The 23991-nt window shown below is 72.0% G+C and carries 19 protein-coding genes; 12 read left to right on the forward strand and 7 right to left on the reverse strand.

What is annotated here, in order from left to right; translation table 11 throughout:
- Nucleotides 1-156 precede the first annotated feature (156 nt).
- Nucleotides 157-1302: a metallophosphoesterase gene (locus AC07FK_RS22745; protein ID WP_479106796.1), complete on the reverse strand. Its 1146-nt coding sequence runs from the start codon at nucleotides 1300-1302 to the stop codon at nucleotides 157-159.
- 161 nt (nucleotides 1303-1463) lie between these two features.
- Complete coding sequence (locus tag AC07FK_RS22750; RefSeq protein ID WP_479106747.1) at nucleotides 1464-2576, reverse strand: LacI family DNA-binding transcriptional regulator; 1113 nt, start codon at nucleotides 2574-2576, stop codon at nucleotides 1464-1466.
- A 350-nt stretch (nucleotides 2577-2926) separates the two neighbouring features.
- Here AC07FK_RS22750 and hisC point away from each other — a divergent pair, with 350 nt between their 5' ends.
- From hisC to AC07FK_RS22780, 6 genes are all read left to right on the forward strand, one after another.
- Nucleotides 2927-4006: a histidinol-phosphate transaminase gene (hisC, locus tag AC07FK_RS22755; RefSeq protein WP_479106748.1), complete on the forward strand. Its 1080-nt coding sequence runs from the start codon at nucleotides 2927-2929 to the stop codon at nucleotides 4004-4006.
- Between the two features lie 227 nt (nucleotides 4007-4233).
- On the forward strand, nucleotides 4234-5742 hold the full coding sequence (locus AC07FK_RS22760) for a cytochrome ubiquinol oxidase subunit I (protein WP_479106749.1): 1509 nt from the start codon (nucleotides 4234-4236) through the stop codon (nucleotides 5740-5742).
- 18 nt (nucleotides 5743-5760) lie between these two features.
- Nucleotides 5761-6765: a cytochrome d ubiquinol oxidase subunit II gene (cydB, locus tag AC07FK_RS22765; RefSeq protein ID WP_479106750.1), complete on the forward strand. Its 1005-nt coding sequence runs from the start codon at nucleotides 5761-5763 to the stop codon at nucleotides 6763-6765.
- 12 nt (nucleotides 6766-6777) lie between these two features.
- Entirely contained in the window at nucleotides 6778-10395 is a 3618-nt protein-coding gene (cydD, locus tag AC07FK_RS22770; protein ID WP_479106751.1) for a thiol reductant ABC exporter subunit CydD, read from the forward strand.
- A 24-nt stretch (nucleotides 10396-10419) separates the two neighbouring features.
- Nucleotides 10420-12135, forward strand: coding sequence for a GAF domain-containing sensor histidine kinase (locus AC07FK_RS22775; RefSeq protein ID WP_479106752.1), 1716 nt, complete (start codon nucleotides 10420-10422; stop codon nucleotides 12133-12135).
- 135 nt (nucleotides 12136-12270) lie between these two features.
- Entirely contained in the window at nucleotides 12271-13371 is a 1101-nt protein-coding gene (locus AC07FK_RS22780; protein WP_479106753.1) for a M23 family metallopeptidase, read from the forward strand.
- A 40-nt stretch (nucleotides 13372-13411) separates the two neighbouring features.
- On the opposite strand, the gene AC07FK_RS22785 is transcribed toward AC07FK_RS22780, so the two are convergent.
- Nucleotides 13412-14296, reverse strand: a complete 885-nt coding sequence (locus AC07FK_RS22785) for a Cof-type HAD-IIB family hydrolase (protein WP_479106754.1) — start codon at nucleotides 14294-14296, stop codon at nucleotides 13412-13414.
- A gap of 254 nt (nucleotides 14297-14550) precedes the next feature.
- Between AC07FK_RS22785 and AC07FK_RS22790 the strand changes: the two genes are divergently transcribed.
- The 3 genes from AC07FK_RS22790 to AC07FK_RS22800 all read left to right on the forward strand — a co-directional run bounded on the left by AC07FK_RS22790 (nucleotide 14551) and on the right by AC07FK_RS22800 (nucleotide 16523).
- Nucleotides 14551-14718, forward strand: coding sequence for a hypothetical protein (locus tag AC07FK_RS22790; protein WP_479106755.1), 168 nt, complete (start codon nucleotides 14551-14553; stop codon nucleotides 14716-14718).
- Between the two features lie 66 nt (nucleotides 14719-14784).
- Nucleotides 14785-15684 (forward strand): LLM class flavin-dependent oxidoreductase, encoded by a 900-nt coding sequence (locus AC07FK_RS22795; RefSeq protein WP_479106756.1) that lies wholly within the window; start codon nucleotides 14785-14787, stop codon nucleotides 15682-15684.
- 134 nt (nucleotides 15685-15818) lie between these two features.
- Complete coding sequence (locus AC07FK_RS22800) at nucleotides 15819-16523, forward strand: maleylpyruvate isomerase N-terminal domain-containing protein (RefSeq protein WP_479106757.1); 705 nt, start codon at nucleotides 15819-15821, stop codon at nucleotides 16521-16523.
- A 35-nt stretch (nucleotides 16524-16558) separates the two neighbouring features.
- Here AC07FK_RS22800 and AC07FK_RS22805 read toward each other — a convergent pair whose 3' ends face one another.
- From AC07FK_RS22805 to AC07FK_RS22820, 4 genes are all read right to left on the reverse strand, one after another.
- Entirely contained in the window at nucleotides 16559-17101 is a 543-nt protein-coding gene (locus tag AC07FK_RS22805) for an RNA 2'-phosphotransferase (RefSeq protein WP_479106758.1), read from the reverse strand.
- Between the two features lie 123 nt (nucleotides 17102-17224).
- Entirely contained in the window at nucleotides 17225-18172 is a 948-nt protein-coding gene (locus AC07FK_RS22810; RefSeq protein ID WP_479106759.1) for a MerR family transcriptional regulator, read from the reverse strand.
- A 185-nt stretch (nucleotides 18173-18357) separates the two neighbouring features.
- A complete protein-coding gene (locus AC07FK_RS22815) occupies nucleotides 18358-20133 on the reverse strand; it encodes an SDR family oxidoreductase (protein WP_479106760.1) in 1776 nt (591 codons plus the stop codon).
- Nucleotides 20130-20999 (reverse strand): M24 family metallopeptidase, encoded by an 870-nt coding sequence (locus AC07FK_RS22820; protein WP_479106761.1) that lies wholly within the window; start codon nucleotides 20997-20999, stop codon nucleotides 20130-20132. The genes AC07FK_RS22815 and AC07FK_RS22820 overlap by 4 nt, the downstream gene beginning before the upstream one ends.
- Nucleotides 21000-21217: 218 nt before the next feature.
- On the opposite strand from AC07FK_RS22820, the gene AC07FK_RS22825 reads away from it, so the two are divergent.
- From AC07FK_RS22825 to AC07FK_RS22835, 3 genes are read left to right on the forward strand one after another with little or no spacing between them, the layout of a single operon-like run.
- Nucleotides 21218-22177 (forward strand): ABC transporter ATP-binding protein, encoded by a 960-nt coding sequence (locus tag AC07FK_RS22825; protein ID WP_479106797.1) that lies wholly within the window; start codon nucleotides 21218-21220, stop codon nucleotides 22175-22177.
- Nucleotides 22167-23075 carry an ABC transporter permease gene (locus AC07FK_RS22830; protein WP_479106762.1) on the forward strand — a complete coding sequence of 303 codons (909 nt, stop codon included), beginning with the start codon at nucleotides 22167-22169 and terminating at the stop codon, nucleotides 23073-23075. The genes AC07FK_RS22825 and AC07FK_RS22830 overlap by 11 nt, the downstream gene beginning before the upstream one ends.
- The gene (locus AC07FK_RS22835; RefSeq protein WP_479106763.1) at nucleotides 23072-23983 is read left to right on the forward strand and encodes an ABC transporter ATP-binding protein; all 912 of its coding nucleotides are present in this window, start codon (nucleotides 23072-23074) and stop codon (nucleotides 23981-23983) included. The genes AC07FK_RS22830 and AC07FK_RS22835 overlap by 4 nt, the downstream gene beginning before the upstream one ends.
- Nucleotides 23984-23991 lie beyond the last annotated feature (8 nt).

The following is a 23991-nucleotide window of genomic DNA, read 5'->3' on the forward strand; positions in this document are numbered from 1 at the left end:
ACCCGCCACTGGCGGGTAATTGGGCGGAAACGGAGGAGAGCCTGCTACGGATAAGCCGATGGTAGAGCGCCTACGGCAGGGGGTGACAGGGGGTTTCCGGAAATAGGCCCAGTGGTAAGTGCGGCGTGTATATGGCCGCGCCTTCCCACGCCGCGTTCAGCCATGCAGGGGGAGTCGGACCACCAGCAGCTTTCCGGCCATGGTCACGCCGCCGTCCATGGCGATGGCGAGCCCGTCGGCGTACACGTGCGGGCCGTCCACGACCGGCCCGGCGTTCTCGTCGTCACCGTCCGCGCTCTCGTTGCCCACTTCGCCCAGCAGATACGGGATCGGGCTGTGACCGTGGACGATGCGCTCGCCGCCGTACGCGTCGAGGAGCTCGCGCACCGCATGCGCGCCGCCCTCGTCGCGGAAGGCGAAGCGCTTGGTGAGCTTGCGGAAGACGTCCCAGCACTCGTCGGCGTCGTTGCGCGTGAGAATGGCGTGGACTGTGTCGTTGACGTCCTCGATGGTGCTGCCGTAGTCGAGGTAGGCCGTCGTGTCGGAGTGCGTCAGCAGATGCGCGTCCTCGAGCGCGACCGCGTCGAGACGGGACATCCACTGCAGATGGACGTCCTGGAGCCGGTCCATGTCGGCCTTCTGGCCGCCGTTGAGCAGCCAGGCGGCCTGGAAAGTGGCCGTGCCTGCACCGGAGTTGACCGGCGTGTCGCCGAACCGCTTCGCGCCGATGAGCAGCAGCTCGTGGTTGCCCATGAGTGCCTTGCAGTAGCCGCCGGCGGCCGCGGCCTCGGCGGACAGCCGCATCACGAGGTCGATGACGCCGATCCCGTCGGGCCCCCGGTCGGTGAAGTCGCCGAGGAACCAGAGCCGGGCGTTGCCCGCGGCCCAGTGGCCCTCGGCGTCGATGAGGCCCTGCTCGGCGAGGGCGGCGTACAGCTCGTCGAGGTAGCCGTGCACGTCCCCGACGACGAAGAGCGGGCCGAGGCCCTCGCCGGCGGCGGGGCGCGGCTCGGGTCCCGGCTGCGCCGTGACCTGGAGCGTGTCGCCGGGACCGCCGCGGCTGATCACCGGGAGGTCGCGCTGGGTGGGGGTGTACCCCTCCGGCTCCTCGTCGACGGCGTAGGCGCTCCGGTACGTGCTTCCGTACGCGTTGCCGTACTCGCCGCCGTACGCGTTCCCGGCGGCGTTCGTGTGCTCGGGATCAGGGGCCTGGGCGTACGGGGGTACGCGGAAGTCCCGCAATGTCGCCGTTCGCACTGCGGGTCCCTGACCGGCCCCCTGAGTCATCGACCCCTCCACCACCGTCGCGCGCCGCCGTACACCTTTGGGTCCCACCTGGTCGTGGTTGGCCCGCGGTGTCGTGCGCCCATCATAGGAATGAGGCTCGTGCTCTGTGACGCACCAGGGGTGGTGAATCCGGATGCGTACCTGGTTCGTCGGTTGTTTCGTCCCAATTGGGCAGGTCAGTCCCCGGAAGGCGAGCGTGGTGGGCTCACCGTGGTGCGCGGAGGCCGGCGCTGTGACGACGTCCGGACGATGAGTTCGGTCGGTATCACCTGTTCGACGGGACTGTCGGTATTGACGCCTTCGATGGCGTCGATGAGGAGCTGGACCACGGCAGTGCCGATGCGGCGCGGCTTCAAGGAGAGCGTCGTGATCGGCGGTTCGGTGGCGGCGTACACGGTGGACTCGCTGCAGCAGACGAGCAGCAGGTCCTCGGGTACGCGTAACCCGTAGCGGCGCGCGGCGGCGAGCAGGTCGGTGCCGTTGGGGTCGAAGAGCCCGTACACGGCGTCGGGCCGGTCCGGGCGGGCGAGCAGCCGGTCGGCCGCGACGGCACCCGCGCAGGGGTCGTGCGCCGGGTAGGACTCGTAGACCGGGTCCTGGCCCACGCGCTCGCACCAGCGCAGGTACGCGTCGGTGGACAGCCGGGTGTACGTGTCGGTGGTGTTGCCGGTGAGCAGCCCGATGCGGCGGGCCCCGGCGTCGGCGAGATGGTCGAGGAGGTCGAGGACCGCCGCCTCGTGGTCGTTGTCCACCCAGGCGGTGACGGGCAGGGTGCCCGCGGGCCGGCCGTCGGAGACGACGGGAAGGCCCTGGCGCACGAGCTCGGTGACGACCGCGTCCTGGTCGGACGGGTCGATGACGACGGTGCCGTCGAGGGCGACGTTCGACCAGACGTCGTGGCGGGAGGTGGCGGGCAGGATGACCAGCGCGTACCCGCGGGCGAGCGCCGCGGAGGTCGCTGCCCTCGCCATCTCGGCGAAGTAGGCGAATTCCGTGAAGGTGAAAGGTTCATCCCCGTACGTGGTCACGGTCAGGCCGATGAGGCCCGATTTTCCGGTACGAAGGGTCCTGGCCGCCGCGGACGGGCGGTAGCCCAGTCTCTCGGCGACCTCGCGAACGTGGCTGCGGGTGGCGTCCGGGAGCCGGCCCTTGCCGTTGAGCGCGTCGGAGACCGTCGTGATGGAGACACCGGCTGCGGCGGCGACGTCCCGAATGCCCGCTCGCCCTGGCCGGGTGCTCCGCCGGGGGGTTTCCGTCCGGCTCACCTGATGCTTCCCTGCTGCTGTCATGGCGAGCCGATAGTAGGGCTCGGGCAGGCGGTTAGGGCGGATGCATATGCAGTTGTTGACAGGCACGTTTCTGCAAGGCCATATCCCCTCAACAGCCTTTGAATGCAAGGTAGTTGAGAGTAAGGGCCGGTCGGTCAGGCTTGTCGACCGGCACGGTCCTGCCAAGTGCCCTATGTTGCGAAGAGGTCTCAACTCACCTTCACGGGGGATGCGCGCCACGGCGTGAGCCACCGGCGCGCGGTGCGCCGGGGAGCGCTCCCCCCCTTTCCGTGCGCCTGCCATTCGCAGCGGAGCGCAATCCTCATAAGGTGAGCAGCATTGGTGGTAGGTACGGTCGAGGAGGACCCGAAGTGAGCGAGACGAGCCCCAAGCTGCGCGCGGTGCTGGACGGCATTCCCACCTACAAGCCGGGGAAGCCTGCCGCCGCCGGGGGACCGGTGGCGTACAAGCTGTCCTCCAACGAGAACCCGTACCCGCCGCTGCCCGGCGTCCTGGAGGACGTGATCGCGGCGGCCGGGAACTTCAACCGGTACCCGGACATGGCGTGTACCGGTCTGATGAACGAGCTGGCGAACCGGTTCGGCGTCCCGGTTTCGCACATCGCCACCGGCACCGGGTCCGTCGGGGTGGCGCAGTCGCTGCTCCAGTCGACCTCGGGCCCCGGCGACGAGGTGATCTACGCGTGGCGGTCCTTCGAGGCGTACCCCATCATCACGCGCATCAGCGGCGCCACCGCCGTGGAGGTGCCCCTGACCTCCGGCGATGTGCACGATCTGGACGCGATGGCCGACGCGATCACCGAGCGGACCCGGTTGATCTTCGTCTGCAACCCGAACAACCCGACCGGCACGGCGGTGCGCCGGGCCGAGCTGGAGCGCTTCCTGGACCGGGTGCCCTCGGACGTGCTGGTGGTGCTGGACGAGGCCTACCGGGAGTTCGTACGGGATGCGGACGTGCCGGACGGGATCGAGCTCTACCGCAGCCGCCCGAACGTGGCGGTGCTGCGCACCTTCTCCAAGGCGTACGGCCTGGCCGGGCTGCGGGTCGGCTTCGCCGTGGCGCACGAGCCGGTGGCGGCCGCGCTGCGCAAGACGGCGGTGCCCTTCGGCGTGAGCCAGCTGGCGCAGGACGCGGCGGTCGCCTCGCTGCGGGCCGAGGACGAGCTGCTCGGCCGGGTCGGGTCCCTGGTGTGCGAGCGCAAGCGGGTGTACGAGGCGCTGGTCGAGCAGGGCTGGACCGTTCCGGACACGCAGGCGAACTTCGTCTGGATGCGCCTGGGCGAGCGTACGGCCGATTTCGCCGCGGCATGCGAGAAGGCCGGCGTCGTGGTCCGGCCGTTCCCCGGTGAGGGTCTGCGGGTCACGATCGGCGAGGACGAGGCGAACGACATCTTCCTGCACACCGCCGAGGCGTTCCGCAAGGAGCTGTAAGTCACATCCGGGTCCCGCCTCGGAGGGCTCTTCCTTGCTTCCGAGGGCGCTGGCCCCTATATCCCTTGTTTCCTGTGCCCTCGTGTGCCGTTTCGGCGGTGTTCGGGGGCACAGTTGTACCCCCCGGCCGTCGGACGAAAAACGCGTGTGCGCCATACTGATGCTTGTGAATGTGAACGCGTTCACAAGGTCCCATGCGTTCCTGGCGAAACGAAGGAGATGACGACGTGGACCTGGCTCTCGCGCCGGAGACTCTCGCTCGATGGCAATTCGGCATCACCACCGTCTATCACTTCCTCTTCGTCCCCCTGACGATCTCGCTCGCCGCGCTCACCGCGGGGCTGCAGACGGCGTGGGTGCGCACCGAGAAGGAGAGATACCTCAGGGCGACGAAGTTCTGGGGCAAGCTCTTCCTGATCAACATCGCCATGGGTGTCGTCACCGGCATCGTCCAGGAGTTCCAGTTCGGGATGAACTGGTCCGACTACTCGCGCTTCGTCGGGGACGTCTTCGGAGCGCCGCTGGCCTTCGAGGCGCTGATCGCCTTCTTCTTCGAGTCCACCTTCATCGGGCTGTGGATCTTCGGCTGGGACAAGCTGCCGAAGAAGATCCACCTGGCCTGCATATGGATGGTGTCGATCGGCACGGTCCTGTCCGCGTACTTCATCCTGGCGGCCAACTCCTGGATGCAGCACCCGGTCGGCTACCGCATCAACGAGGAGCGCGGGCGGGCGGAGCTCACCGACTTCTGGCGGGTCCTGACCCAGGACACGGCGCTCACCCAGTTCTTCCACACCATCACGGCCGCGTTCCTCGTCGGCGGCGCGTTCATGGTCGGCATCGCCGCCTTCCACCTGGCGCGCAAGAAGCACGTCCCGGTGATGCGGACGTCGCTGCGGCTCGGGCTGATCACCGTCGTGATCGCCGGAATGCTCACCGCCGTCAGCGGTGACCTGCTCGGCAAGGTCATGTTCAAGCAGCAGCCGATGAAGATGGCCGCGGCCGAGGCGCTGTGGGACGGCGAGGCGCCCGCGCCCTTCTCGATCTTCGCGTACGGGGACGTCGACGCCGGTCACAACAAGGTCGCCGTCGAGATCCCCGGCCTGCTGTCCTTCCTCGCCAACGACGACTTCTCCTCGTACGTCCCCGGCATCAACGACGTCAACAAGTCCGAGCAGGAGAAGTTCGGGCCCGGCGACTACCGGCCGAACATCCCCGTCGCGTACTGGGGCTTCCGCTGGATGATCGGCTTCGGTATGGCGTCCTTCTCGCTCGGCATGCTCGGGCTGTGGCTGACGCGCAAGAAGTTCATGCTGCCCCCGGCGCTGCGGACCGGCGACGACGAAGTGCCGAACCTGGTGCTCTTCAAGAACAAGGTGCTCAGCCCCAAGTTCACCCAGTGGTACTGGATCGTCGCACTGTGGACCATGGGCTTCCCGCTGATCGCCAGCTCGTGGGGCTGGATCTTCACGGAGATGGGCCGACAGCCCTGGGTCGTGTACGGCGTGCTGCGCACCAGCGACGCGGTCTCCCCCGGCGTCTCGCAGGGTGAGGTGATCGCCTCCATGACCGTCTTCACGCTCCTGTACGCGATCCTCGCCGTGATCGAGGTCAAGCTCCTCGTGAAGTACGTCAAGGCCGGTCCGCCGGAGCTCACGGAGGCCGACCTCAACCCGCCCACCAAGATCGGCGGCGACCACGCGGACGCCGACCGGCCGATGGCCTTCTCGTACTGAGGACTGAGGAGCTGAGGTATGGAACTCCACGACGTCTGGTTCGTGCTCATAGCCGTTCTGTGGACCGGCTACTTCTTCCTGGAGGGCTTCGACTTCGGAATCGGCGTGCTGACGAAGGTGCTCGCCCGTGACCGCAAGGAGAAGCGGGTCCTCATCAACACCATCGGTCCCGTCTGGGACGGCAACGAGGTCTGGCTGCTGAGTGCCGGCGGCGCCACGTTCGCCGCGTTCCCCGACTGGTACGCCACGCTCTTCTCCGGGTTCTACCTGCCGCTGCTGCTGATTCTGGTCTGCCTGATCGTGCGCGGTGTCGCGTTCGAGTACCGGGTCAAGCGGACCGGGGAGCGCTGGCAGACCAACTGGGAGCACGCGATCTTCTGGACCTCGCTGCTGCCCGCCTTCCTGTGGGGTGTGGCCTTCGGCAACATCGTGCGCGGCGTGAAGATCGACGCCGAGATGGAGTACGTCGGCAGCCTGGCCGACCTGCTCAACCCGTACGCGCTGCTGGGCGGACTCGTCACGCTGACGCTCTTCACCTTCCACGGTGCGGTCTTCGCGGGGCTCAAGACGCTGGGCGAGATCCGGGAGCGGGCACGGAAGCTGGCGCTTCGGCTCGGGGCCGTCACCGGGGTCCTGGCGGTCGCCTTCCTGGGCTGGACGCAGGCGGACAACGGCGGCACGGCGAGCCTCGTCGCGATGGCCGTGGCGGTGCTGGCGCTGGTCGCGGCGATCGCCTTCACGGCCGGCGGGCGTGAGGGGTGGGCGTTCGCACTGTCGGGCGTGACCATCGTGGCCGCGGTCGCGATGCTCTTCCTGACGCTGTTCCCGAACGTCATGCCCTCGTCGCTGAACGACGCGTGGAGCCTGACGGTCACCAACGCCTCCTCCACGGCGTACACCCTGAAGATCATGACCTGGTGTGCGGGCATCGCCATGCCGGTGGTGCTGCTGTACCAGGGCTGGACGTACTGGGTGTTCCGCAAGCGGATCGGCACGCAGCACCTCGCCGACGCACACCAGTAGGGGGTGTTTCACGTGAAACCGATCGACCCGCGTCTGCTCCGGTACGCCCGTGCCACCCGCTTCTTCCTGGGGGCGGTGGTGTTCCTCGGGCTGGCCGGGGCGGGCCTGGTCGTCGCTCAGGCCATGCTCATCGCCGACGTGGTGGTGGGCGCCTTCCAGCGGGGGCTGGACGGAGCCGACCTGCGTACGCCGCTGATGCTGCTGGCGGCGGTCGCCCTGGGCCGGGCCCTGGTGGCCTGGCTCACGGAACTGGCCGCGCACCGGGCCGCCGCGGCGGTCAAGTCGGAGCTGCGGGGAAGGCTGCTCGACCGGGCGGCGTCCCTGGGTCCCGGATGGCTGAGCGGACAGCGAGCCGGTTCACTGGTGGCGCTGGCGACGCGGGGCGTCGACGCGCTGGACGACTACTTCTCGCGGTACCTGCCGCAGCTCGGTCTCGCGGTCGTCGTGCCGGTCGCGGTGATCGCCCGGATCGTGACCGAGGACTGGGTCTCGGCGGCGGTGATCGTGGGAACGCTGCCGCTCATTCCGCTCTTCATGATCCTCATCGGGTGGGCCACGCAGGCCCGGATGGACCGTCAGTGGCGGCTGCTGTCGCGGCTGTCCGGACACTTCCTCGACGTCGTCGCCGGACTGCCGACACTCAAGGTGTTCGGCCGGGCGAAGGCGCAGGCCGAGTCGATCCGGACGATCACGGCCGAGTACCGGCAGGCCACCCTGCGGACGCTGCGCATCGCCTTCCTGTCGTCGTTCGCGCTGGAGCTGCTGGCGACGCTGTCGGTCGCCCTCGTCGCCGTGGGCATCGGAATGCGGCTCGTGCACGGGGACCTGGACCTCTACACGGGGCTGGTGATCCTGGTGCTGGCCCCCGAGGCGTATCTGCCGCTGCGTCAGGTGGGCGCGCAGTACCACGCGGCGGCGGAGGGACTGGCCGCCGCGCAGGAGATCTTCGACGTACTGGAGACGGAACCGGCGAGGCCGGTGGGGGACGCGGACGCGCCCGTGGGGACGCTGCGGGTCGAGGGGGTGACGGTCCGGCACGCCGGGCGGACCGAGGCGTCGCTGGACTCGGCGTCGCTGGTGGTGCGCGAGGGCGAGACGGTCGCCGTCGTCGGGCCGAGCGGCGTCGGCAAGAGCACGCTGCTGAACGTACTGCTCGGGTTCGTCCCGGCGGCCGAGGGGCGGGTCGTGGTCGGCGACGGGCCGGGGGCGGTGGACCTGGCCGCCGTGTCGATGGAGCGGTGGCGGGAGCGGATCGCCTGGGTCCCGCAGCGGCCCCACCTGTTCGCGGGGACGGTCGCCGACAACGTGCGGCTGGCGCGTCCTGACGCGGACGCGGCCGCGGTGGCGGCCGCGCTGCGGGACGCCGGGGCGTACGACTTCGTGGCGGCGCTCCCCCGAGGCGCCGAGACGCGGCTCGGGGAGGACGGCGCGGGCCTGTCGGCGGGGCAGCGGCAACGGCTCGCCCTCGCCCGGGCGTTCCTAGCGGACCGGCCGGTGCTGCTGCTGGACGAACCGACGGCCGGCCTGGACGGCGAGACGGAAGCGGGGATCGTCGAGGCGGTACGGAGACTGGCGGCGGGGCGCACGGTGCTACTGGTCGTGCACCGGCCGGCGCTGCTGGCCGTGGCGGACCGGGTGGTGGAACTCGCGCGGCCGTGCGGCGCGGGCGCCGTCGCCGGTGCTGATGCTGCCGGTGCGTCCGCCGTGCGCACCTCGGGCGCCGGGGTCTCTTCCGGCCGCCCGCCCGGCGGGGAAGGCATCGCCGTTCAGGACGCGGGCAACCCCTCTGCGCCGGCCGCGGTCACCGCTGCCGGCGGCGTGCGGACCGGGACCGGCGAGCGGGCGGCGTACGGCGGGCGCGGGGTGCTGCGGCGGGTGCGGGACGAGGCCCGGCAGTCGCGGGGGCGGCTGGCGCTCGCCCTGGCCCTCGGGAGCCTCGCTCTCGGGTCGGCCGTGGGGCTCATGGCCGTGTCCGGATGGCTCATCTCCCGTGCCTCCGAGCAGCCGCCGGTGCTGTATCTGATGGTCGCCGTCACCGCGACCCGCGCCTTCGGCATCGGGCGCGCCGTCTTCCGGTACGCCGAGCGGCTCGTCGCGCACGACGCCGTGCTGCGCATGCTCGCCGAGATGCGCGTCGCCGTGTACCGGCGGCTGGAGCGCATCGCGCCCGCCGGGCTGCGCGAGACCCGGCGCGGTGATCTGCTGTCCCGGCTCGTCGCCGACGTCGACGCGCTGCAGGACTACTGGCTGCGGTGGCTGCTGCCCGTCGGCGGCGCCGTCGTGGTGGGCGTGGGCTCCGTCGGCTTCACGGCGTGGCTGCTGCCCGAGGCCGGGGCGGCGCTGGCCGTGGGGCTGCTCGTCGCCGGGGTCGGCGCGCCGTGGCTGAGCGGGGTGTGTGCCCGGCGGGCCGAACGGCAGCTGGCTCCCGCGCGCGGAGCGCTGGCGTCGCGGATCGCGGACCTGCTCGGCGGGACCGCCGAGCTGACCGTCGCCGGTGCGCTCCGGCGGCGTACGGAGGGGGTCCGGGAGGCCGACGGCGTGCTGACGCGGATCGCCTCGCGGGGCGCGACCGGCGCAGCCCTCGGTGGCGGGCTCTCCGCGCTGGCCTGCGGCCTGACCGTCGTGGCCGCCGCACTCGCCGGGGTCCAGGCGGTGCACGACGGACGGCTGTCCGGGGTGACCCTGGCCGTGGTCGTACTGACCCCGCTGGCCGCCTTCGAGGCCTTCGCGGGGCTGCCGCTCGCCGTCCGCTACCGCCAGCGGGTCGTGCGCAGCGCGGAGCGCGTGTACGAGGTGCTGGACGCGCCGGCGCCGGTGCGCGAACCGCGGACGCCGGTGGTCCGGCCCGCGTCGCCGTTCCCCCTGGAGCTGCGTGGGATCGGGGCCCGGTACGCCGGGCAGGAACGCGACGCCCTGGCCGGCTTCGACCTGACGCTGGAGGCCGGCCGGCGCGTCGCCGTAGTCGGCTCCTCCGGCGCGGGCAAGACGACGCTCGCGCAGGTGCTGCTGCGCTTCCTGGACGCCCGGACGGGCACGTACACGCTCGGCGGAACGGAGGCCACCGAGCTGGACGGCGACGACGTGCGCCGCCTCGTCGGCCTGTGCGCACAGGACGCGCACCTCTTCGACAGCTCCGTACGCGAGAACCTCAGGCTGGCCAGGACCGACGCCACCGACGCCCGGCTGCGCGACGCCCTCGCCGCCGCCCGGCTCCTGGACTGGGTCGACGGACTGCCCGACGGGCTCGACACGATGGTCGGCGAACACGGCGCCCGCCTCTCCGGCGGACAGCGCCAGCGCCTCGCGCTGGCCCGCGCCCTGCTGGCCGATTTCCCCGTGCTCGTACTCGACGAGCCCGCGGAACACCTCGACCTGGCGACGGCGGACGCCCTGACGGCCGACCTGCTGCAGGCCACCGAGGGCCGTACGACGCTGATCGTCACGCACCGGCTCCGGGGCCTGGACGCGGTGGACGAGGTGATCGTGCTGGACGGCGGGCGCGCGGTGCAGCGCGGCCCGTACGCGGAGCTGGTGGCGTCCGAGGGGCCGCTGCGGCGGATGCTGGAGCGGGAGGAGGCGGCCGAACCGCTCAGGGTGGGCCGAGCCGTCGACGCCCGACTTTCGCCCTGAAATAGGACTTATTAGGCTCGTGGCATGCCAGTGGAGGACGTGCCGGACCCGAGTGACCCCCTGGAGGCCGCGACGCGGGCCGCCCGCAGCCTCCAGGGCCTGTCCACCGAGCTGACCGCGCGCGTGCCGCAACTGCTGGAGGCGATGCGGTCCGTCGGCACGGGCCTCGAACTGCACTCCACCCTCGACCGGATCTGCGAGACGGCCGCCGAGCTCGCGGACGCCCGGTACGCGGCGATCGGCGTCGTCGACGAGGAGCGCGACGGCCTCGCCGACTTCGTGACGCACGGCATGAGCGAGGAGCAGGTCGCCCGGATCGGACGGCTGCCCGACGGCCACCACGGGCTTCTCGGCGCGCTCGTCACCGACCCCGGACCGGTGCTGCTCGGTGATCTCACCGGAGATCCGCGCTTCGCCGGGTTTCCGGCGCGGCACCCCACGATGCGGTCGTTCCTCGGCGTACCCATCCGCGTGCAGAACGAGATCTTCGGCAACCTCTACCTCGCGGAGAAGCGCGGCGGGGCCGGGTTCAGCGACTACGACCTGCACATGGTCCGCGTGCTCGCCACCGAGGCCGGGATCGCCATCGGCAACGCCCGGCTGTACGAGGCGGCGCGGCAGCGGGAGCGCTGGATCGACGGGTCCGTCGCCGTCACCACCGCGCTGCTGTCCGGCGGCGACGCCGAAGAGGCGCTCACCGTCGTCGCGGAGCAGGCCCGCCGGCTCGCCGCCTCGGCCGCCGGAATGGTGCTGCTGCCCGCCGAGGGCGGCGGTCTGGAGATCGTCGCGGTCGCGGCCGACGACCCGTCGGAGTCGCTCGGCGTGGTCGTCCCGCCGGGAAGCCCGATCGCCGAGCGGCTCCTCGCGGGCAAGGCGGTGTTCATCGGCGACTCGGCGAACGACCCGCGCATGGTCACGCGGCTCGCACGCCGGTACGGGCCGAGCATGCTGCTGCCGCTGCACAGCGGCGGGCGGGTGCTGGGCGCCCTCGCCACTCCCCGTGCGCGGGGCGCGAAGCCGTTCACCGAGGCGGAGCGGACGCTGGCCGCGCAGTTCGCCTCGCAGGCCGCGCTGGCGCTGATGATGGCGGAGACGCAGCGGGACCGGGAACGGCTCGCGGTGTACGAGGACCGCGACCGCATCGCCCGTGACCTGCACGATCTCGTGATCCAGCGGCTGTTCGCCACCGGGCTGATGCTGGAGAGCGCGCAGCGCCGGACCTTCGTGCCCGAGGTGCGCACGGGCGTCGGCCGGGCGGTGGACGAACTGGACGTGACGATCCAGGAGATCCGTACGGCCATCTTCGCGCTCCAGCAGGGCCCGGCCGAAGCACCGTCCGGGCTGCGTACGCGCGTACTTCGGGAGATCAACATGGCGGCGGTGCCCCTCGGCTTCACACCCGGTCACCGGTTCGTCGGCCCCGTCGACTCGCTGGTCGGCGAGCTCACAGGAAAGAACCTCGTCGCGGCGCTGCGCGAGGCGCTGTCCAACGCCTTCCGGCACGCGCACGCCTCCCGCATCGAGGTCGTCGTCGACGCCACGGCCGCACTGGAGGACGGGAACCGCGGGGTGCGGCTCTCGGTCGCGGACGACGGGGTGGGCATCCCCGCGGGCGGGCGGCGCAGCGGCCTGCGCAACCTCAAGCGGCGGGCCGAGTCGCTCGGCGGAACGAGCCGGTGCGGGCCGGGGCTGGGGAAGGACGGCGGCGGCACGACGGTGGTGTGGGAGGCGCCGCTGTAGGGCCCGCCGGGCCCCGCCCGCCGTCACCGCCGCGGGCTGCCGCGCGGGCGTCCGGTAGGCCGGATGGCGGGACGACACCCCGGTGGCGCGACCTCGGTGCACGGGATCGGGGGGTGAGCGGGCCACGATCCGTGGATGCACCTCACACCCCGCCTACGGCTGCTCGTGCCGGTGCTGTGCGTGCTGCTGTGCCTTCCCGCGCCCGCCGCGGCGGCTTTCACCACCGCCGCCGCGCTCGCCGCGCCCCCCGCTTCTGCCGCCACGCCCGCCGGTGACGACACCGCCGACGGGCCCGCCGTCGGCGCCGAGGTGGCGCGGCTGTACGAACAGGCCGCCGAGGCGTCGCGGACGTACGAGGAGGGCGTGCGCGAGGCGAAGGAACAGCGGGCCAGGGCCCTGCGCCTGGAGCGGCTGCTGATCCGGGCGCGCAACGAGATCGAGGTCCTGCGCGGGGACGTGGGCCGCGTCGCGCGGGCCCAGTACCGGGCCGGCGGCGGCGGGATCGCGTACACCGCGAAACTGCTGCTCGCCGACGACCCCGAGGAGCTGATGGAGGGCCATCGCCTCGCCTGGCAGGCCGAACTCGCGGTGTCCCGGATGCTCGCCCGCGCCGAGCGCGCCGAGCGCCTGCTCGTCGAGGACGAGCGGCGGGCGAGCGCCGCCTGGCTGGACCTCGACGCGCGGACGGAGCAGCTCGCGTCGGTCAAGCGGTCCGTCACGGCGAAGCTGGAGGACGCCCGGTGGAAGCTCCAGGGCCAGGCCGACCGCAGCGTCTCGGCGGGGCGCTGCGCCGGCGCCGTACGCCTGGACGAGCAGGCACCGCCGGCCACGCGGCCCTGGGTGACGCCCGTCGAGGAGTACGAGCTGTCCGCCGGTTTCGGCGGTGAGGGCGCGCGCTGGAAGAGCCGGCACACCGGGCAGGACTTCGCCGTGGACATCGGGACACCGGTACGGGCCGTCGGCGGGGGCCGCGTCGTGTCGGTGTCCTGCGGCGGCGGATTCGGCATCGAGGTGGTGATCGCGCACCCGGACGGCTACTACTCGCAGTACGCGCACCTGGCCGGGGTCATGGTCGACCAGGGGGAACGGGTGCGTACCGGCCAGTGGATCGGGCAGGCCGGCACGACCGGCAACTCCTCGGGGCCGCACCTGCACTTCGAGGTACGGCTCACGCCCCATCTGGGGTCGGGGATCGACCCGGAGCCCTGGATGCGCGAGCGCGGCGCGGAGTTCTGAGTGCGCCGGGCACTGATGTGCGCTGTGGCCTCGCGGCGCGCTACAGGGCGGCCAGGATCCGCTCGATGACCACCGCGACGCCGTCGTCGTTGTTCGCGACCGTACGGCCGGAAGCCGCGGCCACCACGTCCGGGTGCGCGTTGCCCATCGCGTACGAGGTGCCGGCCCAGGCCAGCATCTCCACGTCGTTCGGCATGTCCCCGAAGGCCACGACCTCGGCGGGCGAGATGCCGCGCTCGGCGCAGCACTGCGCCAGCGTGCTGGCCTTGGACACGCCGTAACCGCTGATCTCCAGCAGCGCGGACGGGCTGGACCGAGTGACGGACGCGCGGTGGTCCGTGGTCGCGCGGGCCAGGGCGAGGAAGTCGTCCGGCGACAGCTCGGTGTGGTGGGCGAGCAGCTTGACGACCGGCGCGCCGGAGCCGGGGGTGGCCTCCGCGAGGAGCTTCTCGGCGGTGGCCACGGTCGCGCCCGGGTCGAGGAAGAAGGGCGGGTACTCGGGCTCGTAGTGGATGCCGGTGGAGAGCTCGACGGCGAACGAGGTGCCGGGGGCCGCCGCGCGCAGCGCGACCACGACCGCGAGGGCGTCCTCGCGGGCCAGCGGGCGGACCTGGATCAGCTTGCCGCCCGCGTGCAGGTCGACGACGGCGGCGCCGTTGGCGCAGATCGCCAGGCCGTGGCCGTGCACGTGGTCGCTGACGACGTCCATCCAGCGGGCCGGGCGGCCGGTGACGAAGAAGACCTCGATGCCGGCCCGTTCGGCGGCGGCGAGCGCGGCGACCGTACGCTCCGACACGGACTTGTCGTCACGCAGCAGCGTTCCGTCCAGGTCGGTCGCGATAAGCCGCGGGGTGGGGGTGCCGGCCGCTGCCGGCCGGGCCTGCTGGGGGTCGGTCGCTGAGGTCACTCGTCCATCTTCCCGCATGGAGTGCACGGGCGTGCGCCGGTCCGCACATCTGAGACCCGCGTGATCGTCCCCGCGCGACCTCGGTGGGCATCGTCAGTGCCCGCCTCTGCGATGGTGATCAACTCCGAGCCCTGAGCTTGCGTGCACACCTCGTCTCCGTGCGTGTGCGTGCCACTCATCGAGAGCCGGGCGTCCGTCGCGATTCGTGAGGGGCCCCGCGATCGACCGGCCCCGCGCCCGCGCGCGAGGTCCTGGGCGAGCGGGTCGACTGTGTGCTTCGTCTCGCCTGGAACGAGAAGGCCCTCGGCCGCGCGGACGACGCCGTCCGCCGGGTGCGCGCCCTCGCCGTCGAACTGGCCGCCGTACTGGCCGCCGTGGAAACGGACGAGGCCCGCCGGCTGCCGCGCATCGTGGAGGGCAACCTCAAGAACCTGCGGTGAGGCGGGCGCGTGCCCCCGGCCCCGCGGGCTCCCCGGCGCCGGGTGAGTCCCGCGTAGGGTCGGGGCATGCGCCTGAGTACCGTGATACTTCCCGTCCGCCGCTGGTCGCAGGGCGGTCGTGACGCCTGGCAGCGGGCGGAGCAGCTCGGCTTCCACACCGCTTACACGTACGACCACCTGTCCTGGCGCAGCTTCCGCGACGGCCCGTGGTTCGGCGCCGTGCCGACGCTCACGGCCGCCGCCGGCGCCACCTCGCGCATGCGGCTCGGCACCCTCGTCACGTCGCCGAACTTCCGGCACCCCGTGACCCTCGCCAAGGACCTCATCACCCTGGACGACGTGTCCGGCGGCCGCCTCACGCTGGGCATCGGCGCCGGCGGCAACGGGTTCGACGCGACCGCGCTCGGCCAGGAGCCCTGGACGCCGCGCGAGCGCGCCGACCGGTTCGGCGAGTTCCTGCCGCTCCTGGACCGGCTGCTCACCGAGCCCGCCGTCACGCACGCGGGCATCCACTACTCCGCCGGCGAGGCCCGCAACATCCCCGGTTGCGTCCAGGGGCCCCGGCTGCCGTTCGCCGTCGCCGCGACCGGCCCGCGCGGGCTGAAGCTCGCCGCCCGGTACGGGCAGGCGTGGGTGACCACGGGCGACCCCAAGCTCTTCGAGTCCGGTACGCCGGCCGAGTCGCTGGAGGCCATCCGCGGCCAGATCACCAAGCTGGGCGCCGCCTGCGCCGAGACGGGCCGGGACATCGGCGATCTCGACAAGATCCTGCTCACCGGCTTCACCCCGGAGCGGAGCGGCCCGCTGGGGTCCCTCGACGCCTTCGTCGACTTCGCGGGCCGGCACTTCGCCCTCGGATTCACCGAGATCGTGCTGCACGCCCCGATACCCGACTCGGACTTCGCGGCGGACGAGAAGGTCTTCGAGCGGATCGCGACCGAAGGGCTCGCGCAGCTCCGGTCCTGAGGAGGCGGCGGGCAGGTGGTGCCGTCCGGCCGGGCGTGGGGGCGGGCCGCCCTGCCGGGCTCGCCGGTGTTTCCGGCCGACGTGTGCGTGCGTTTCGCGCCGTAGATCATCTCGCGCTGCCTAGGCTGGCCCGCATGGACGGGGAAACGGTTTTGGCGGCCTTCGGGGCCGAGTCGCAGCGCCTGTACGAGAGGGTCTGCGGCATCCCGGAAGCGGAGTGGGACCGGCCCAGCGCGTGCCGCCCGTGGACCGTGCGCGAGGTGTTCGCCCACCTGACGACCGCCGTGGGCCGGGTCGGGGACATGCTGGCGGAGCCCGAGCCGCAGCACTCGGGCGTTCTGGTGACGGCCGCCGGCTACTACGCCCCGGACGAGCGCTTCTCGCCGGGCGCCAACGACGCACGGGTCGGCGCGGCCCGGGCCGCCGCCGCCTCGGCCGGGTACGACGACGGCCGGGCCCTGGCCGAGGGCTTCGACGCCGTCTGGCGGGCCGTCGCCGCCTCCTGTGCCAAGGAGCCGCCGGAGAGGCTGGTCCGTACCCGGCACGGCGACCTCATGCTGCTGTCGGACTTCCTCGTCACCCGCGTCGTCGAGGTGTGCGTGCACGGCTTCGACGTGGCCATGGGGCTCGGCTGCCCGCCGTGGCCGACCGGCGAGGCGGCGGACGTGGTAGCGCGGCTGCTGCTGGACGGGGAGCCGTACGACCGGCCGGTCACGGTGGCCGGGGCGGGCTGGGACCGTACGACGTTCCTCCTCAAGGCGACCGGGCGCCGGCCGATGACCGAGGCCGAGCGCGCGGCGGCCGAGCGGCACGGGCTGCGCGGGCTGACTCTGGGCTGAGGCCGGGCAGGCCGCCTCACCAGGGGAGGCCCGCCTCACTCGGGGAGGCGCAGGAACCGCGGCGGTACGGACGCGGTGAGCCAGACGCCGTTCGCGCTGACCCGGAACACGTGGCCGGCGCGGTGCATCGCTGCGGCGTCCACGCTGATGACGACGGGGCGGCCGCGCCGGGCGCCGACGCGGGCGGCCGTCTCGCGGTCGGGTGAGAGATGGACGTCGTGCCGGGCCATGGGCCGCAGCCCCTCGGCGCGGATGGCGTCGAGGCTGCCGGCGACCGTGCCGTGGTAGAGGTACGCCGGAGGCTCGGCCTCCGGGAGCCCGAGGTCGACGTCCACGGTGTGTCCCTGGCTGGCGCGGATCAGGGGGCCGTCGATCGCGAAGCGCTGCTTGTCGTTGGCGGCGACGACGTGGTCGAGTTCGGCGCGGGAGATCGGGAAGCCGTGGGCGGCAGCGGCCCCCAGCAGGGCGTCGATATCCACCCAGCCGTTCTCGTCCAGCGTGATGCCGATGCGGTCGGGCTGGTGCCGCAGGTGCTTCGAGAGGTACTTCGACACCTTGGTGGTGCGTCTTTCGTCCATCGCGTCAGACTGCCCGGCGAGACGAGCGTCACGCCACTCATTTGGCCCCGCATGTTTGATCCACAACCAACTCGACTTTTCCACAAGGGAATTGGGAGTTCTGTGGACAACTCCAGCGGCTTTTCAGTCTATTTGCCCAACTCGGCGCTGCGCCGCGTGTTTTGCCGTCAGTGCGTCCAACGTCCTGGCCTGCACCTCCCGTTCGGCCGCCGCCGCGACGAATGCTTCCGCGTCGGCCGGCCCAACCAGTCGGCGCACGGCGCTCATGGTCGCCTCGGGCAGGGTCACCGTCGCGCGCTCCGGTTCGGCCGGGGCCGGCTCGCCGGCTCCGAGGTGCTGCTGGAGATGGCGGGTGGCGAACAGGCGCATGGCGCGGGCGAGTTCGGCGTCGACGGTCTGCTGGGCGAGGGGCCGCAGCCTCCGTACCAGGGTCGCCGCCTCCGCCGCGTCCGCGTCGGTGGGCGGGGTGTGGCCGAGGTAGCGGGCGAAGACGTGCTCGGTCGTGAACTCCAGGAAACGCGCGGCGATGTGCTCCACGTGTACGCGAAGTTCCCTCAGGTGCCCGGAGATCGCGGGCAGCGGGACGCCCGCCGCGTGCAACTCGACGGCCACGGCGAGCTCTTGCGGCGACGGGACCAGGAACTCGTCGTCCCGGCCCGGCACGCGCTCCAGCACTCCGAGCTCCACCGCCTCCTCGACCGCGTCGTCGTCGGGCCTGCCGCCGAACCGCGCGTCCAGCTCGGCGCGCGAGATCCGGTCGGCCTCCTCGTCCGTCCACGGGCCGCTGACCTCGGTGACGAGCCCGAGCACCCCGCCGAGCCCTTTCCCCGAGTCCCACGCCTCCAGTAGTTCCTTGATGCTGGCCAGGGTGTAGCCGCGGTCGAGGAGACCGGCGATCTGGTCGAGGCGGACCAGGTGAGTGTCGCCGTACACGTTGGACCGCCCGCGCCGCTCGGGCCGGGGCAGCAGGCCCCGGTCCTGGTACGCGCGGATCGTACGGACCGTCGCGCCGCTCAGGTGCGCGAGGTCCTCGATGCGGTACTCGGCCGCCGGCTGCCCGGAACCGCTCACGCCTTCACTCCCTCACCCGTCCCGCCCCTGGCCGTGCCGCCCGTCCCCCGCTCCCGCCGCGGCGCGGGCCGCGGGAGAGGTCGCGGGGTACTCGACGGCCCTGCGCGGCGAGCCTTTCCGGTAGGGATGGTACGACCGCCGCAGGCGGCGCGGTATCGGCGGAGCCTGCGGCGTACCGCCGGCGCTCACAGCGGGGGCTCCACCCGGGCGAGCGCGCGCAGGGCCCTGGGCGCGAAGCGCGACAGGAGGTGGGCGCCGTGTGCCTCGGGCGTCACCGGCACGACCGCCTGGTTGCGCACGACGGCCTTCAGGACCGCGTCGGCGACCTTCTCCGGCGGGTAGTTGCGCAGCCCGTACAGGCGTGAGGACGCGCGCTGCCTGCGCTTCTCCTCGTCCGGCGACACCCCGGCGAACCGTGCGGCCGACGTGATGCCGGTGTTGACGAGCCCGGGGCAGATCGCGCTGACGCCGATGCCCCGGCCGGCGAACTCCGCCCGCAGGCACTCGCTCAGCATCAGCACCGCCGCCTTGGACGTGCTGTAGGCGGGCAGTGCCCTCGACGGCTGGTACGCCGCCGCCGACGCGGTGTTGACGATGTGGCCGCCCTGTCCCCGGTCCGCCATCTGCCGGCCGAAGAGACGGCAGCCGTGGATGACGCCCCACAGGTTCACGTCCAGGACCTTCTTCCAGTCCTCGGACGTGGTGTCGAGGAAGGCCCCCGAGAGGCCGATCCCGGCGTTGTTGACCAGTACGTCGACGATTCCGTACTCGGCGGCGACCTTCTCGGCGAGCTTCTCCATCGCCTGCTCGTCGCTCACGTCGACCGTCTCGGCCCAGGCTTTCGGGGCCCCGATCAGCCGCGCCATCTCCGCCGTACGGGCCGCGCCCTCCCCGTCCCGGTCCACGGCCACGATCCGCGCGCCCGCCTCGGCGAACGCGTAGGCGGTGGCCCGCCCGATGCCGCCGGCGGCGCCCGTCACCAGGACGAGCTGCCCGCCGAACCGGTCGGCGTACGGGCCGCTCGCGACCGGGTCGCGGGGCGCGACTCCGGCGGCGGTGTCCTCGTTCGCCGTGACGAAGTCGCCGATCCACGAGGCCAGCTGGTCGGGCCTGGTGCGCGGCACCCAGTGCTTGGCGGGCAGCGAACGTCGCACCAGCTGCGGCGCCCACGACTCCAGGTCGTCGTACAGCCGCTCCGAGAGGAAGGCGTCACCGGTGGGCGTGATGAGCTGCACGGGCGCGTGGGCGTACGCGTCGGCGCGCGGCCTGCGCAGCCGGGCGCGCACGTTGTCGCGGTAGAGCCAGGCGCCGTGGGCCGCGTCCCGCGGCAGCGAGGCGGTCGGATAGTCGCCGGCCGGCACCTTCTCCACCCGCTGGAGGATCTTCGGCCACTGCCTGCCGAGCGGACCGCGCCAGGCCAGTTCGGGGAGCACCGGCGTGTGCAGCAGGTACACGTACCAGGACTTGGCGCCCTGTCCGAGCAACTGGGCCGCCCGGCGCGGGGTCGGCCGGGACATCCGCTTCTTGATCCAGTGGCCGAAGTGGTCGAGGGAGGGCCCGGACATCGAGGTGAAGGAGGCGATCCTGCCCTCGGTGCGCCTGACCGTCACGAACTCCCACGCCTGTACGGATCCCCAGTCGTGCCCGACCAGGTGCACCGGCTTGTCCGGGCTGACCGCGTCCGCGACCGCGAGGAAGTCGTCCGTCAGCTTCTCCAGGGTGAAGCCGCCGCGCAGCGGCTTGGGCGCGCTGGACCTGCCGTGCCCGCGCACGTCGTACAGCACGACGTGGAAGCCGCCGTCCGAGGCGAGCCGGGACGCGACCTCGGTCCACACCTCCTTGCTGTCCGGGTAGCCGTGCACCAGGACCACGGTCGGCCGCGTCGGGTCGCCCAGCTCGGCGACGCACAGCTCGATCCCGCCCGTACGCACCCACCGCTCGGTGGCCTGCTCGATACTCATGCCGACTTCTCCTCCGCCCAGCGCCGCACGTGCGGCAGATCGTCGTCGAGCCAGAACGCGCTCTGCTCCGGGTCCCTGGAGTCCGTCACCACCAGGATCTCCTCGAACTTCGCCCCCGTGCCCCGGAACCCGAGGTGCGGTTCGACCGCCCAGAGGCCCGGCCGCGGCGGATGGTCGGAGAAGGTGTAGGGGCTCCACAGCGGCGACCAGCCCTCGCGGTGCCCGTGCAGCGCGTCGCTCGCCAGCCCTTTCAGCGCCTGCGTGCCGAACCCGAAGAGCCGCGGCGACCAGCGCCGCTCCTTCACCCGGTCGACCTTGTGGGCGATGACGCCGAAGGGATACGCGCGGTGCCGGTTGGCGTACCCCTGGCGGGTCATGAGCCGCTCGACGTCCTCGTAGATCTCCCGCAGCGGCCGCCGCTCGCGCACCTCGCGCAGGATCAGCTCGCGGTGCGGTTCCAGATCGGCGAGGAGCTTGTCGTGCACGGGATTGAGGCCGAGGCATCCCGAGTAGCCGACGTCGGCGGTGAAGCCCCGGTACAAGGGGGCCATGTCGAGGATGAACGGCATCCCCGCCTCGAGCCGCCGGTTCGTGGGGAAGAACTGCAGAGGTACGCGGAAGCCGGCGAAGGCCGTACGGTCCCCGAACCAGGCGAAGGGCAGGTGGAACCAGTCCCTCACCCCGCGCCCGCCCAGCCACTCCCGCTGCATCCGCGCGGCCTCGCGCTCCGTCACCCCCGGCTTGAGCTGGGCCGCGACGGCTTCCGCGCAGGCGTAGGCGAGGCGCTGCACCTCCCGGAACCCCCGCAGCCGCGCGGTGAGTTCGCCGTGCGACGCGGAGCCTGCTGAGACTGCTGCTGAGGCCATGCCACCTGTCCGTCCCGTGTTGCGGTACGCGGTCGTAACTTGACACTGATGAATGTGACAATGCCCGGCGGCTGCGTCAAGGGCCCGGGTGTTACCTGTGGAAACCTGACGCCCGGCCGGTGCCCCCTACGGGCCCGTACGCCTTGAGGCTGACACGGATCCAGCCGCCTGGTCTGACGCCCGCTGTGGTCCGCGCCACTACCTTCGAACGCGTGACTGTGATCGCGACCGAAAGCCTGAGCAAGCGGTTCCCGAGGGTGACCGCTCTTGACCGGCTCTCGTTGGACATCGGACCCGGTGTGACCGGCCTGGTGGGCGCCAACGGAGCCGGCAAGTCCACGTTGATCAAGATCCTGCTGGGGCTGTCCCCCGCCACGGAGGGCACGGCCGCCGTGCTCGGCCTGGACGTCGCCACCAGCGGTGGCGCCATCCGCGAGCAGGTCGGCTACATGCCCGAGCACGACGCACTGCCCCCCGACGTCTCGGCCACCGAGTTCGTCGTCCACATGGCGCGCATGTCGGGGCTCCCGCCGACCGCCGCCCGCGAGCGCACCGCCGACACCCTGCGGCACGTCGGCCTGTACGAGGAGCGCTACCGGCCCATCGGCGGCTACTCGACCGGCATGAAGCAGCGCGTGAAACTGGCCCAGGCCCTGGTCCATGATCCCAAGCTGGTCCTTCTCGACGAGCCGACCAACGGCCTCGACCCGGTCGGACGCGACGAGATGCTCGGCCTCATCCGCCGCGTCCACACCGACTTCGGCATCTCGGTGCTGGTCACCTCGCACCTCCTCGGCGAGCTGGAGCGCACCTGCGACCACGTCGTCGTCATCGACGGCGGCTCGCTGCTCCGCTCCAGCTCCACCAGCGACTTCACGCAGACCACCGCCACCCTCGCCGTCGAAGTGACGGACAGCGACACGCACCCCGACGGCACCCGCGCCGTACGGGAGGCGCTGACCGCAGCCGGAGTGAAGCTCCACGCGCGCGTGGAGGACGGTCTGCCCGGCGCCGGGCACGTCCTGCTCGTCGAGGCGACCGGCGAGGAGACGTACGACCTCGTGCGCGACACCGTCGCCGGCCTCGGGATCGGGCTCGTGCGGATGGAACAGCGGCGGCACCACATCGCGGAGGTCTTCCGCACGGACGAGAAGGGAGACGGCCGCGATGCCATCTGAGCTCACGACACCGCAGGGCACCGACCCGACCCGTATCCACAACATCGGCTACCGGTCCTACGACGGACCGCGCCTGGGCCGGTCGTACGCCCGCCGCTCGCTCTTCTCGCAGTCCCTGCGCGGCGCGTACGGACTGGGCCGCAGCGCCAAGTCCAAGGTCCTGCCGATGATCCTCTTCGCGGTGATGTGCCTGGTCGCGGCGATCATCGTCGCGGTCGCCGTGGCCGGACCCGGCATGACCGACCTGCCGGTGAAGTACACCCGGTACGCGATCGTCATGCAGGCCGTCATCGGCCTCTACCTGGCCTCCCAGGCCCCGCAGTCCGTCTCGCGCGACCTGCGCTTCAAGACCGTCCCGCTGTACTTCTCCCGCCCCATCGAGCGGGTCGACTACGTCCTCGCCAAGTACGCGGCGATGGCGTCGGCTCTCTTCGTCCTCACGGCGGCCCCGCTGGTGATCCTGTACGCCGGTGCGCTGCTCGCCGAATTCGACTTCGCGGACCAGACGAAGGCGTTCGCACAGGGGCTGGTCTCCGTGGCACTGCTCTCCGTCCTCTTCGCCGGCCTCGGCCTGGTGACGGCCGCGCTCACCCCGCGCCGCGGGTTCGGCGTGGCCGCCGTCATCGCCGTACTGACCATCTCGTACGGCGCGGTGTCCACGGTCCAGGTGATCGCCTGGGAACAGGGTTCCGCCGGGGCGGTCCAGTGGCTCGGCCTCTTCTCCCCCCTGACGCTCATCGACGGCGTACAGACCGCCTACCTCGGCGCCACGTCGGCCTTCCCCGGCGGGGAAGGCCCCTCGGCCGGCAGCGGCGTGGTCTACCTGCTCGCCGTCCTCGCGCTCATCGCCGGCTCGTACGCCGTCCTGATGCGCCGCTACCGAAAGGTCGGGCTGTGACCACCATCGACATCGACCACACCTCGCGCTGGTTCGGCAACGTGGTGGCGGTCAACGACGTCACGATGCGCGTCGGCCCCGGCGTGACCGGGCTGCTCGGCCCCAACGGCGCCGGCAAGTCCACGCTGATCAACATGATGGGCGGCTTCCTGGCCCCCTCGAACGGCACGGTCACCCTCGACGGCAAGCCGATCTGGCGCAACGAGTCCGTCTACAAGGAGATCGGAATCGTGCCCGAGAGGGAGGCGATGTACGACTTCCTCACCGGACGCGAGTTCGTCGTCGCCAACGCCGAACTGCACGGCCTGACCGCCGGGGCGGCGCAGCAGGCGCTCGCGACCGTCGAGATGGAGTACGCGCAGGACCGCAAGATCGCGACGTACAGCAAGGGCATGCGCCAGCGCGTGAAGATGGCGTCCGCGCTCGTCCACAACCCGTCCGTGCTGCTCCTGGACGAGCCGTTCAACGGCATGGACCCGCGCCAGCGCATGCAGCTGATGGAGCTGCTGCGGCGGATGGGCGCGGAGGGCCGTACGGTCCTCTTCTCCTCCCACATCCTGGAGGAGGTCGAACAGCTCGCCTCGCACATCGAGGTCGTCGTGGCCGGACGGCACGCCGCCTCCGGGGACTTCCGCAAGATCCGCCGCCTGATGACGGACCGCCCGCACCGCTATCTCGTACGGTCCAGCGACGACCGCGCGCTCGCCGCCGCCCTGATCGCGGACCCGTCGACGGCGGGCATCGAGGTGGACGCGGCCGACGGCGCGCTGCGCATCCAGGCCGTCGACTTCGGACGGTTCACGGCCCTGCTCCCGCAGGTCGCCCGTGCGCACGGCATCCGGCTGCTGACGGTCTCGCCCTCCGACGAGTCGCTCGAATCGGTCTTCTCCTACCTCGTAGCGGCCTGAAAGGAGCT

Source organism: Streptomyces sp. NPDC046122 (assembly GCF_056429965.1).

Excerpts from the sequence above, each read along its gene's own strand:
- AC07FK_RS22820 (WP_479106761.1), bottom strand. The coding sequence starts at position 20,999 with ATGGCCTCAGCAGCAGTCTCAGCAGGCTCCGCGTCGCACGGCGAACTC.
- AC07FK_RS22815 (WP_479106760.1), bottom strand. The coding sequence starts at position 20,133 with ATGAGTATCGAGCAGGCCACCGAGCGGTGGGTGCGTACGGGCGGGATC.
- AC07FK_RS22805 (WP_479106758.1), bottom strand. The coding sequence starts at position 17,101 with ATGGACGAAAGACGCACCACCAAGGTGTCGAAGTACCTCTCGAAGCAC.
- AC07FK_RS22750 (WP_479106747.1), bottom strand. The coding sequence starts at position 2,576 with ATGACAGCAGCAGGGAAGCATCAGGTGAGCCGGACGGAAACCCCCCGG.
- AC07FK_RS22785 (WP_479106754.1), bottom strand. The coding sequence starts at position 14,296 with ATGCGGGAAGATGGACGAGTGACCTCAGCGACCGACCCCCAGCAGGCC.
- AC07FK_RS22795 (WP_479106756.1), top strand. The coding sequence starts at position 14,785 with ATGCGCCTGAGTACCGTGATACTTCCCGTCCGCCGCTGGTCGCAGGGC.
- AC07FK_RS22780 (WP_479106753.1), top strand. The coding sequence starts at position 12,271 with ATGCACCTCACACCCCGCCTACGGCTGCTCGTGCCGGTGCTGTGCGTG.
- AC07FK_RS22830 (WP_479106762.1), top strand. The coding sequence starts at position 22,167 with ATGCCATCTGAGCTCACGACACCGCAGGGCACCGACCCGACCCGTATC.
- AC07FK_RS22775 (WP_479106752.1), top strand. The coding sequence starts at position 10,420 with ATGCCAGTGGAGGACGTGCCGGACCCGAGTGACCCCCTGGAGGCCGCG.
- AC07FK_RS22800 (WP_479106757.1), top strand. The coding sequence starts at position 15,819 with ATGGACGGGGAAACGGTTTTGGCGGCCTTCGGGGCCGAGTCGCAGCGC.
- cydB (WP_479106750.1), top strand. The coding sequence starts at position 5,761 with ATGGAACTCCACGACGTCTGGTTCGTGCTCATAGCCGTTCTGTGGACC.